At 41.1% G+C, this 12,026-nt stretch carries 11 protein-coding genes; 3 read left to right on the top strand and 8 right to left on the bottom strand.

The features are described from left to right. Positions 1 to 207 precede the first annotated feature (207 nt). Both L990_RS04775 and L990_RS04770 read left to right on the top strand, forming a co-directional pair. Positions 208 to 882, top strand: coding sequence for a hypothetical protein (locus L990_RS04775; RefSeq protein WP_047446041.1), 675 nt, complete (start codon positions 208 to 210; stop codon positions 880 to 882). Positions 883 to 994: 112 nt separating this feature from the next. Continuing rightward, the gene (locus L990_RS04770) at positions 995 to 1,450 is read left to right on the top strand and encodes a copper resistance protein NlpE (protein WP_047446151.1); all 456 of its coding nucleotides are present in this window, start codon (positions 995 to 997) and stop codon (positions 1,448 to 1,450) included. Between the two features lie 10 nt (positions 1,451 to 1,460). Here L990_RS04770 and L990_RS04765 read toward each other — a convergent pair whose 3' ends face one another. Next, positions 1,461 to 1,937 carry a DUF1847 domain-containing protein gene (locus L990_RS04765; protein WP_052180735.1) on the bottom strand — a complete coding sequence of 159 codons (477 nt, stop codon included), beginning with the start codon at positions 1,935 to 1,937 and terminating at the stop codon, positions 1,461 to 1,463. 132 nt (positions 1,938 to 2,069) lie between these two features. Between L990_RS04765 and L990_RS04760 the strand changes: the two genes are divergently transcribed. Further along, complete coding sequence (locus L990_RS04760; RefSeq protein WP_081981597.1) at positions 2,070 to 2,768, top strand: SIMPL domain-containing protein; 699 nt, start codon at positions 2,070 to 2,072, stop codon at positions 2,766 to 2,768. A gap of 69 nt (positions 2,769 to 2,837) precedes the next feature. On the opposite strand, the gene L990_RS04755 is transcribed toward L990_RS04760, so the two are convergent. The 7 genes from L990_RS04755 to L990_RS04725 form a co-directional block, all read right to left on the bottom strand. Further along, positions 2,838 to 4,142: a sugar MFS transporter gene (locus L990_RS04755; RefSeq protein WP_052180734.1), complete on the bottom strand. Its 1,305-nt coding sequence runs from the start codon at positions 4,140 to 4,142 to the stop codon at positions 2,838 to 2,840. Between the two features lies 1 nt (position 4,143). Then, positions 4,144 to 4,539 (bottom strand): L-rhamnose mutarotase, encoded by a 396-nt coding sequence (locus L990_RS04750; protein WP_047446037.1) that lies wholly within the window; start codon positions 4,537 to 4,539, stop codon positions 4,144 to 4,146. A 10-nt stretch (positions 4,540 to 4,549) separates the two neighbouring features. Continuing rightward, a complete protein-coding gene (locus tag L990_RS04745) occupies positions 4,550 to 7,414 on the bottom strand; it encodes a bifunctional fucokinase/fucose-1-phosphate guanylyltransferase (RefSeq protein ID WP_047446034.1) in 2,865 nt (954 codons plus the stop codon). Between the two features lie 199 nt (positions 7,415 to 7,613). After that, positions 7,614 to 8,714, bottom strand: a complete 1,101-nt coding sequence (locus L990_RS04740) for a GDP-L-fucose synthase family protein (protein ID WP_047446033.1) — start codon at positions 8,712 to 8,714, stop codon at positions 7,614 to 7,616. Positions 8,715 to 8,770: 56 nt separating this feature from the next. Beyond that, a complete protein-coding gene (locus L990_RS04735; RefSeq protein ID WP_047446031.1) occupies positions 8,771 to 9,145 on the bottom strand; it encodes a GxxExxY protein in 375 nt (124 codons plus the stop codon). Between the two features lie 99 nt (positions 9,146 to 9,244). Beyond that, a complete protein-coding gene (gene gmd, locus L990_RS04730) occupies positions 9,245 to 10,402 on the bottom strand; it encodes a GDP-mannose 4,6-dehydratase (protein WP_047446029.1) in 1,158 nt (385 codons plus the stop codon). 256 nt (positions 10,403 to 10,658) lie between these two features. After that, the gene (locus tag L990_RS04725) at positions 10,659 to 11,615 is read right to left on the bottom strand and encodes a carboxypeptidase-like regulatory domain-containing protein (RefSeq protein WP_197057236.1); all 957 of its coding nucleotides are present in this window, start codon (positions 11,613 to 11,615) and stop codon (positions 10,659 to 10,661) included. Positions 11,616 to 12,026 lie beyond the last annotated feature (411 nt).

Below are 12,026 nucleotides of genomic sequence, written 5' to 3'. Positions count from 1 at the left end.
GGTAAAAATCTTTCAAATTATCATCAAACACACCAATTTTAATTACGATTTATTCGATTTCAATCTTCGAAAAGCTATAAACGCCCCATTTTTCACCGAAAAGCAGGTAGAGTTTCAGTAAAAGATATATTGTAAATCAACACTCTTTATGGTGGTAACTTTACTTTAGATTTGTCGTTATATCTTTATAAAATAATTAGGATAAAAATGAAAGCAATTAGTACCACCCTCCTTTTACTGCTCTGCATGGCATCATACGCTCAAAACCGAGGCTACCTAGAGTCGGCCTATGTGGTAACCTACCAACTTGATACGATTTGGGGAGAGTATGCTGGATCTTCGATCGGAAAATATTTTAACTCCATCAAAATGAAGGATCCGCGCGGCATAAAAACGAAGTATCGGGAAGATAGAATCGTTGCGGCTGGCTTTATTGAACCAGATAGCGATATGCCAGCAGGCTACGAGCCTCCAATCTGGCGCCAATTCGAAAAAATTGCCAACCCTAGCGACCTTTCCGACTCTCTAATCATCGAAAAAATTGCCTATGGCCCAAGAATGCGCCTATTTGTCGACCCAATCACCACCCAAGTTCCCAAATTTACCATTCGGAATATTGGCTTTTCTGTTGGGACTTATGGTTCGGGAATCAGCATCGACTTAGGTGCCCATAAAGAGCCATTGCAGTCTTTTATCATCATAAAAGGGAAAAATCAGCCAATATTTATCACCCCAAAAAACTTTAGTAGGCTCTACTTCGTGCTTTTTAACGACTGCAACGAGTTTATGACCTTCATAAACAACCATCCCGAATATAAACGTTTCGAGGAGCTTCCGAATTTGGTAAGCGAGTATAACCGCTGCTGCAGCTACGTAAGATAGGATGCTAAGCTAAAACTTTATGGCTCGGTACATCTCCAAATCATTACATTACCACTAAACATTCGAGCCATTTTGTTTATCTTGCATGGGTAAAACCCAAATTATAAGATTTATGAAAACAAACCTTTACATTACAGCCCTTATGCTAGGCATTTCGCTAATTTCCTGCCAAAGCAAACCTGCAGGCCAACTAAATGCAGATTCGGCCAACAACACGGACACCGTACAGGTTGCAGACATGCATAATGCAGAAAATTCGCTTGATATTGCAGGAACTTATGCGGGAACAACTCCATGCGCCGATTGCCCTGGAATTAAAACGGAGGTAACCCTAAACAAAGACAATACCTACACCAAATCGATGCTTTACCTCGAAAAAAATGACAACAAACCATTTATTGAAACAGGAAAATGGAGCATCAAAGGATACGTAATTACCATTACCCCATCAGATAATAGCGGAGAAATGAAGCTGTTTGCTGGCGAAAATTATATTCAAATGCTAGATGCAGACGGAAATAAGATAGCAGGCGACCTCGAAAAGATGTACATTCTTAATAAGAAATAAAAAAGGCGCTTTAAAGCGCCTTTTTACTATTTATACCTTCGAGTGGATTGTGCTTATGCGCCCGATCCTTTACAAGTAGCGTTGTTGTTGGCACGTGGCTGTTCATTCCAAAAACCATATCGTGACCAACGCAAAGCCCCATCACAATATTCATTTGAGCGCCACATTCGGCCAAATAGGCTGCCTGCCCCATCGGGTTGCAGCTAATACCAACCAAGCTGCCATCATCTAACATTTCGCTTTTAGGAAATTTCCCGGTTTTGCAGTCGATGCGTACCACCTCAAAATCTTTCGACAAAAAATGGTCTACAACCTCGGCCTCCTTGGCTACCGCAGCGCAGTAGGCAATTCCGATCTTCTTAAACCCCGAGTTCAGCGCAAAATTTCGCACCTCAATAAGACGATCGGCCCCCTTTTCCAGCGATGCCTCCGCCAGCTTCATTAGCGCCAAATCGCTATCGGCATATAGAGCTTTTAAATCTTCCATTTCTTAAAATTTGGGGCAAAAGTAACAAAATGAAGCCCAAACCATCAAAAAAAACTGTTTTTATCCTATCTTTAGGTAGCGATTGTAACTTTTATATCACATCAATCGTCACAGTATTAAAACCCAAACAGTATGAAGAAGCTACTTTTACCACTTTTATTTTTGATGCCCAGCATCGGACTATTTGCTCAAGAACAGGAGCAAAAGCGATTCATTGAAGTTGCAGGAGCAACAAGAATAGAGGTTACTCCAGACATTGCCTACTTTAACCTACTCCTGGCTGATAATCCCAAAGAGGGAATTAGCGTAGAAAAGCAGGAGGTGGAGATGGCTAAAATTCTAAAAAAGTACAATGTACCTGCCGAAAATCTCACCATCGACAAGCTAAGCGGAATTCGCCAAAAAGTAAGCTTTTGGGGAACCAAAGATGTTGTTAACCAAAAGCTATACCTGCTTAAGCTAACCAACATCAGCAATACCGACAACATCGTAGAGGAGCTTTCGAAGCTGAAAATTAATTCGATTAGCCTTTTGAAGGTTGAGAGCAGCCAAATTGAGAAGTATAAGCTAGAAGCCTGCGAAAAGGCAGCCAGAAATGCCAAAGAAAAAGCGGCAGCAATGGCCAAAGGCATTGACGTAACGCTAACCGCTCCCCTAAACATTTACGAGCAAACCCTTTTTGTATCGGGCGAAGAGGAAGAGTATCAGCCCAGATATATGATGATGGCCAAGGCAAGTGAAGCTGCCGAAATGCAGGATAGCCAGCCACAACAAAACTTTAAGAACATTATCGTAAAATGCACCGTTAGGGCTAAGGTGGAGATTAAGTAAAATCCGCTATAAAAAAGAAGAGGGGGCTTTTATAAAGCCCCCTCTTCTTTTATTCTAAAAAGTTATCTGCTACGACACCAGCTCCTCCTCCAAAATTTCGCTCCCTACCTTCTCTTTTATATTCTGAGCCTTTGCATAAAAAGCAAACAGCATAATACCTGCAAAGCAAGCCAGAGGAACAATAAATGCAAGGCTCATATTTAATGCGTCAGCAATAGCGCCCATTAAAATTGGCGATAGTGCACCTCCTACAATCGACATTATGATAATAGAAGAACCTTTCTCCTTCTTGTCCCCCAAGTTTCGAATTCCAATCGAGAATATGGTAGGAAACATAATGGACATAAAGAAATAGGTAAGAAAAAGAGCAATAATCGATGCGAAACCCAAATTGACAACCGTAACTGCCATCAGTATGGTACTGCAAATGGCGTAAAGCATCAGCAATTTTTCAGGCTCAACCTTTTTCATTATAAAGCTACCAGATAGGCGACCTATAAAGAAACACCCCATTCCTCCAAAGGAAAGAATCACAGCAGCAGTTGCCTCTGGAGAAGCAAACATCGATAAAGTAGGGCTTAAGCCAAGCACGCCAGCTAAGGTGATATTTATATTTGCAGCATTTTCAACAACATAGTTTATAAACATGCTATTTACGCCTGTTTGTGCCGCTACATATAAAAACTGAGCACTAACTGCAAAAATGAAGAGCCTATTCTGTAGTAGGCTACCCGAATTTGCCTTTACTGAAGTTTTTTCATGCCTAACATCGGGCAACTTCACAAACATAAAGAGCAACGCTACGGCAAACACAGAAAAACCAAGAATTATGTAAGGTATCGAAAGAGAATCAAAATGATTTCCACCTCCACCAAAAACTATTAAACCGGCAAGAGGTCCAATAATCCATCCTATCCCGTTTAGCGACTGAGAAAGATTTATTCGTCGTTCGGCCGATTCTTTTGGCCCAAGTATGGTTGAGTATGGATTTGCAGCGGTCTCCAAACATGCCAAACCGCATGCAATCGTAAACAAGGCAACCAATACCGCCCAAAATTCCTTTATATGGGCAATTGGAATAAACATAAATGCACCTGATGCAAAAAGCAACAAGCCAAGAACAATGGCCTTTCGATATCCAAATTTTCGGATAAAGTAACCAGCAGGAAGAGCGGCTACAAAGTATCCTCCATACATCGCAAACTGCACCAAACCCGATTTTGCCTTAGAAATACCAAGTACATCCTGAAAATGCTTATTCAAAACATCCAAAAGGCTGTGTGCTGTTCCCCAAAGCAAAAAAAGCAACGAAATTAGCACGAAAGGAAGCAAAAAACTCTTCCCATTTACGGTTACTAAATTTCCCTTACCCATACTACTCGATATTTTTAGACTTTATATGCGACTGAAATGAAAAAATTCGCTCCATCTCTACCCATTTCGTATTATCGGTAACCCAAGGAAGCCTTTGCTGGAATTTCCACATAAACTCCTCCCATTCCTGCTGCCTATCCATTGTTGCAAGCTGCCCCATCATCTTTTCGTAGTCGAAATCTACTGGCACATCCAAAATCATGAACATTCTGCCATGTGTTAGGTATATCTCCATATCGTAGATACCAATAGACGAAAGCCCTTGCAATATTTCGGGCCAAATACCTTTAGCATGGTAATACCGATACTCCGCAATCAGCGAGTCATCGTCTTTTAAATCTAACGTAAAGCAGTAACGCTTTACAGACAAATGTTGATCTACGATCTTTCCCTCCATAGTAATTAGGTTAGCTTCGGGTTACCTTAAACCCTGTTTTAGATATTTCAATATCAACAAAACGTGCCTTTTTATTGATTGGATTTGCTTCTAGCGCCGATTTAATGCGACCTGCCGCCGCCAAATCTTTAGCAACCATCAGCATAAAGCCACCACCACCGGCACCTAGCAGCTTAAACGCCTTTAAATCGTTTCTGATAGGCTCCACTATTCGTTCTATCTCTGGTGTCGAAGTTCCGCTATCTAACGTCTTGTTTAACTCCCACGACGTAGCCACTGTTTGCGATAAAGCCTCATGGTTGCCGCGCATAACCGCATCAAACACCACCGAAGCATGATTTTTTATCTTATCCAACGTCCGCAAGTGTTTTGCCGAGTTTAAAAACATCCCCTGAACAATTTCAGAGAGAATATTCTTTGCCGTACGGGTTATTCCTGTGTAGTATAGTAAAAAGGTCCCTTTAGTTTCGGGCATTTCGAATAAATCGGTTGGCAACCATTTCACAACAGGCAGCTGTTCGAACCCAGGCTCCGTTTCTATTAATTTTACACCATGTAAAACACCTCCTAGCTGATCTTGCCAACCGCCTCCTGTTGTTAGAAGCTGCTCGAGCACTAACGTTTTGCTACAAATTTTGATCTTATCCCAATCTAGTCCACAGAAGTTCGATAATGTTCCAAGAATTGTAGCGGCTAAAATCGAGCTAGTTCCCAAACCAGAGCCTTTCGGCACAGCTGCGAGTATGGAAATTTCTATTCCTGCCCCAAAGTCATTAAGCTGCTCCTCTAAGCTTTGGAAATTTAGTTTCGAGAACTTTGGATGAAATCCAACCAAGCAAAGCGCCGCCTTGGGGATGCTAAAAGGAGATCCAACCTGATCGTAACGCTCTAACTCCTCGTAGGTGGAGACAATTTCCTTTTCGCCTAAATCTATGGAGCTGATAATAATCTTCTTTTCAACCGAAGGCTTTACAAAAACCTGAATAGGAGGCTGACCGTTAAGCTCGACAGCCATATTTACAACTGCACCGCCATTAATAAAGCAGTAAGGAGGCGTATCCGACCATCCACCACCAATATCTAACCTTAAAGGACTTCTTCCCCAAACAATCTGGTCGTCTTTGACGCTCAGTAGAGGTTTCTCTACATTATATCCATGAGTTTGGAGGACACATTGATGCAATGCATAAAATGCCTTATCAGAGAACGCTTCCCCGCTCGAATTTTTAAACTGCTCGATTCGAGCACGAAGCATATAATCGCTAACCTGCTGCATCCCATTCAACTCTCCATTTAAAGGAAGCTCGATACTGTTACTTGCAATAGTTTGGGCTAGATTGCTTAAATCGAGCTGGTAGAATATGCTATTTCTGTAGTTGCGATAAATTGCAGGGATTGCCTGAACCAAGAAATGGCTCCGTTGAGCGTACAACCGGGAAAGGTTGGCCTCAAAACAAATTTGGGTAGCAGACAACCGTTCTGCATTCAAATATTTGCGCTTATACTCTTCGTTAACCTCGGGATTCTTTGAAATCAGCCAGGTTAGAAATCCTTCATCTATACTTTCGATATCTAAAATTGGGAAAATGGCCGCTTTCTGAATATCGACATCAGCTAAATCATCTATCGAAACGTTTCTTTTATCAAACCATTCGCGGGCAGCAGAATCCAACCATGCTGTTTTAGCGTCTCCAACTGCTCCCTTAAAATCATCATTAAAACCGTATGGCCGAATAGCATACTTTTGATCGCCAACAGGAACAAAATCTAAGCAAACACCGCTTGGCAAAGATAGGTTCCAGTTATTTTGAGGGACTCCCGTTACAATATGATTTTCGGCTAGCAACCATGTAGAAGGAATGTAAGAGTTCTCTATCCAAAGATTCTTATTTGCATCGCTCAGCGTTAGCTGGCTAATGCTATTTTGAATAAATATGGAGGGATGAGGTTTTACCTTTTTATGCCAAATCTCCTTTTGGTTTACCACCAAGTTTTGCAGCCTTACATTCGACTCAATGAGCTCGCTATTTCGACCAAAATGGTAAAATTCTCCATTTTCTAAGGTTACCAACGCAACGGAAAGCGTCGAAATTTCCTCGTCGAATACCGTCGGATTCGCGCCAAGCGACAGGCCAAAATCGGAGTACAAATCGTAATTCTTAGGAATTCCTCCCTCAAAATTGGCGGTTTGCGCATCCCAACCACATTTTTTCATCAAAACTTCGATGGCTCTATTGCTTAAAACCCAAATTCCAACATCCAAAAGGTAGTGATGCGACAAGGTGTTCGCCGCAATTTGGCTGTTATCCGGTTTTTGGAGCATAAAAGAGAACTCGCCCGAGCCATTTGTGGGTGTAAAGAAAACACCGTGGTTCGAAGCCTTCTCCGGTGTTCCCCAAATGCCATAGCAAACCACATCGGCATCGGGTATTGCGGGTAGCTTTCCCCTATTTCGCACCAAAACGTCGCCACTGGCAACTAACGTATTTTGTTTCGAATTTGTCTGAGCAATAATCTCCTCTAGTAGTGGCGATTGAATATCCAAGAGATTTTGATTCAATGCACTTCCCCTCCCCCAACGTAAAATTGGAATTGGAGCCAATATTTTCCCGGTATGCGCATATGCGGGCAGCCTTCGGCTTTCGCCACCTGCATGAATAACTATTTTTTTATCGCTGCATAACCAAGCGCTAAAATCATCGAGCTTTTCGTTCTGAAAAGCCTCCAACAACAGGTTGGCAGTACCGCCACCCGAGCCTACCTTCACACCTTGTGGGTCTACAGTGCAAAACCAGCTAGATTTTGCTCTGTTTTCCAAGCTATGAAAATCATTGATGGCAACCTGAGGAAGCGTTAGTAAATATTTGGTATACATATTTATGTGAGCTGAGCAGTTTGGTGTTTAGAAATCAATGTTTGATAGCAATATTACAAATACATCTTTGATGTTTTATCTTTTATCTGATTTTTATCTGCAATGGAAAAAGGAAAGCCACCATCGGGGCCTTCCTTCTATCTTATCTATAAATATTTTCTTATAACATCTTGAGGATGCTCTAATACAGCAGAAAAATCTATTCAGAATACCACGCATACATTTTTTGTACGCCTTCCTCTATTTCTATTTTATGATGCCAACCAAGAGTGTGCAGCTTAGAGGGATCGGTTAGCTTACGCATAGTTCCATCGGGCTTATCGGAATTAAATACGATTTCGCCACTAAAGCCAACAACCGCCTTAATGTGGTAGGCCAAATCTTTAATGGTTATTTCCTTCCCTGTCCCTATATTAATATGCGTATTTCTTACTTCGCGCAAACTACTTGAGCTGCTACGGATTTCGCTAACAAGATCGGCGAAATTGACATTCTCCATGCAGAAAACGCAGGCATCGGCCATCTCTTCGCTCCAAAGAAACTCGCGTAGCGGAGCGCCAGTACCCCACAACTCTACCGAGCACAAATCGTCAGATTTTACAATTCCGTATTTGCCCAAAACGGACAGAATATCACCTTCAGAAGCATTTCCATCTACCCCTTCAACCGGTCTTTTGCTTAAATCTGCACGCAAAGCATTCCAATCGTTATTCTGCAGGCATTTACCCAAATGCATTTTACGAATCATGGCCGGAAGCACATGAGACTTCTCCAAATCGAAGTTATCGTTTGGTCCGTAAAGGTTGGTGGGCATTACCGAAATAAAGTTGGTTCCATACTGCAAGTTGTAGCTCTCGCACATCTTAATCCCAGCAATCTTTGCAATTGCATAAGGTTCGTTGGTGTATTCGAGCGGAGCCGTTAGCAATTCGGTTTCGGTCATTGGCTGCTGGGCCTCGCGAGGGTAAATACAGGTGCTTCCTAAAAACAGAAGCTTTTTGGCATTATGCTTATAGGCGTTGTGGATAATGTTATTCTGTATTTGCAGGTTTTCGTAAATGAAATCGGCACGATAGGTGTTGTTGGCTACAATTCCGCCAACTTTTGCCGCTGCTAAAAAAACATACTCTGGCTTTTCAGTTGCAAAGAAATCTTCCACGGCCTTTTGATCGCGAAGATCGAGTTCCGATGAAGTTTTTCCTATCAAGTTGGTATATCCCTTCATCTGAAGGTTTTTCCAAATTGCTGATCCTACAAGCCCCTTGTGACCAGCGACGTATATTTTGGAATTTTTCTCCATAAATGTTCACAAATTGACACAAATTCTTTTTCCGATTAAGATCGAATAAAGGATTGCTATAGTATTATTCGCTTATACTGAAGTCTTTCGCTGCCAAAGTTAATTAGAATACCGAGACGCTTCCCTGTTGCCTTCAAGTAGTTTAAAACCTGAGCATAATGCTCCGAAGACAAGCTATTAACGGCTTTAAGTTCCACAATAATTTGATCGTAACACAAAAAATCAGCAATGAATTTTCTAGATAAAAGCATCCCTTTATATTTAATTTCAATAGACTTTTCCTTGCTATATGGAATTTTACCTTCATCAAATTCAAGAGCCAATGCTTCCTGATAAACAGATTCAAGGAACCCATATCCGAGTTCATTATGAACCTTTATAGCACAACCTATAATCTCATAACACTCTTCTCGAAAAATAAACTCTTCCATATTAACAGCTTCAAATCATTCACATAAAACACAAATGAACATAACAAATAAGTCTCAGTACAGATATTTGTGAATATTTGTGCCCATTTGTGGATAATGCTATTCAAAGTAGTTCATTACCTTGTAGCCACCTTCCATTAAGTAGGCATCCTTTTTAAATAGCTTAATGTCAGATTGCATCATATCTTCCACCAATCCTTTTAAATCGTATTTAGGCTCCCAGCCCAACTTGGTTTTCGATTTTGTTGGATCACCAATCAGCAAGTCTACCTCGGTAGGACGGAAATATTTAGGATCGACAGCGACAACCGACTCCTGAGCTTCAATTCGCTTTTTTATGGCATCTAAATACTTATCGCCAACCTTTTCGATAAACAAAGCCTCGTCTACAGCCACCAAATGGCCCGTTTCGTCGGCTCCCTCACCGCGAAAATCGATGGTTAAGCCAACTTCGTTGCCTGCCAACCGAATAAACTCGCGAATAGAGGTCGTAATTCCTGTAGCAATCACATAATCGCTAGGCTCATCCTGCTGAAGTATAAGGTGCATGGCTCTAATGTAATCTTTAGCATGCCCCCAATCGCGCTGCGAGCTAAGATTTCCCATATACATCTGATCTTGCATTCCTAAGGCAATTCGGCTCATTGCGCGCGTAACCTTACGCGTCACAAAAGTTTCTCCACGAATTGGAGACTCATGGTTGAATAGAATACCGTTGCTTGCATGCATTTTATAAGCTTCGCGATAGTTTACGGTAATCCAATAGCCATAAAGCTTAGCAACCGCGTATGGAGAGCGAGGATAAAACGGTGTAGTTTCGGTTTGAGGAACCGCCTGCACCAATCCGTAAAGCTCGGATGTAGACGCTTGATAAATTCTGGTCTTTTCTGTTAATCCAAGAAGGCGAACAGCTTCTAGAATTCGGAGGGTACCCAAGCCATCGGCATTACCAACATATTCTGGAGTTTCGAAGCTGACATGCACATGGCTCATCGCTGCAAGGTTGTAAATCTCGTCGGGTTGAACCTCCTGAATGATTCGGGTGATATTCATGCTATCTGTCAAGTCGCCGTAGTGAAGAATAAAATTTCTATTTTCAACATGCGGATCTTGGTAGATATGATCGATTCTATCTGTATTGAAAAGCGAAGAGCGACGCTTTATTCCATGTACTATGTATCCCTTTTTTAATAAATACTCTGATAAGTAGGCGCCATCCTGACCCGTGACACCTGTAATTAATGCAATTTTAGCCATGCTAGAAATTTTTTATTTTCGAGTGAAAGCCCCTCTATACCACAATAGATTGTCTATTTGCTCACAAAAATAAGCTTTACGCTCAGAATCTCTTATTTTTTTGAATAGATAATGTATTAAATGTATCAACCGCACTTTTTATGACTTACACCATCTCTATTTGTGCTTATTATAGCATTAGAAAAAAAGGTGGCTAATACATCTGCAAAAAAAGTAAGGAGGCTTTTTAGGCCTCCTTACTTATATCGAACAACATCTACTCCTCCTTAATCAGCTGAATAGTCAACCGTGTTGTCTCCTTCGAGTTTACAAATATGATAACTCGTTGAGTTTCGTATCCAGCCTTAGATATAACCACCACATAGCGGCCTGGTTCCAAATTCCGTACATTATAACGCCCATTCAAAGTTGTTTTTCGAACCAATACGGGAGTCATTGCATCTACCATCCCCTGATCTTCCTTAAATGCCCGTATGGTATCGTCGGTATTAAGATGATAAAACTTAACGGTGGCACTTTGAGCAGGTATACCTGTTAAAGCATCGGTTACAACCCCAAGTACGCTAACAGGCTGACCTGAAGAATACTTTATCTGTCTATTTAGCTTATATAAGTTGTAGGTTTCAGGGTATTCGTGGCTATAGCACTCCATCAAGATGTCCAAGTTTTTGATGGCGAGATCTGCCTTACCTATTTCAGCTCTAAGCATTGCCTCGCGAGCAAGCTCCGATGTCTTGGAAACCTCCTTCCGATCGTGATTATCTAGAAATGAATCAATAAGCGTAAGTAACATGGCCATCTCCTCCTCCTCGTAGCTCATTGCCACCAAAGCAGTTTTATTAGTCGTTATATAGCCCTTAACTTCGCGAATAAGGTTAATAAAATCGCGTTCAGATAAAACACTAAGAGAATTAACCGTTTGCTTAATAAATCGTGCTGGAATGGCAGCACCAATGGATAGCTTATGACCATTAATTTTTGCAATACCATGGCTTAAAAGAGGTAAAATAGCCTCACGAATGCGCTTTTTTTTGCTGGCAATACTTTTTGAAGATTCCTCGGGGGTGCCACAAATTTCGTCGATTTTGGAGACAACCACCTTAACTTTTGCAACCTGAGCCTTAACCTCTGGCCTATTTGCCAATTCCGAGTTGGCTTCCAATACCTTTACTGGCTTTTTAAAGCTTTCAATTTTTTTTTCTTTAGTATTCATAAGGCTTGAAAAAATTTTAATTATTACGAACCTCATCAAAATAGTGGTTGGCCGACTAATGCATCCATGCTGCATTGAATTGGGATCAACCGTAACTATAAAACTGGATATGCCATTTTTCGGTTCATTTTGGTGGGCTCTTTTTGCGACTACCGATTAAAATTGGCACTATTTAGCAGTATCCGCCTACTTTGTTAACAGATACTATTTTTCATCGGGTAAAGGAGATTATAAAGAAACGTTAGGCGGGTAAAATAGGGTAATTTGCAAAAGCAGGTGGCGGTAAATGTCAGAGAAAAGCGGCTTTTAGAAAGGCAATAAAAGCACAATACGCTAAATATCAACAAATAAAAAAACAAACACAATTTAAATAGATTTGATTAGCGCATCGCTTTGCTTATTCTTACTAAA

Source organism: Alistipes sp. ZOR0009 (assembly GCF_000798815.1).
In the GTDB taxonomy this organism is placed as follows: Bacteria; Bacteroidota; Bacteroidia; order Bacteroidales; family ZOR0009; genus Acetobacteroides.
This window is presented reverse-complemented; position numbering and strand designations above follow the sequence as displayed.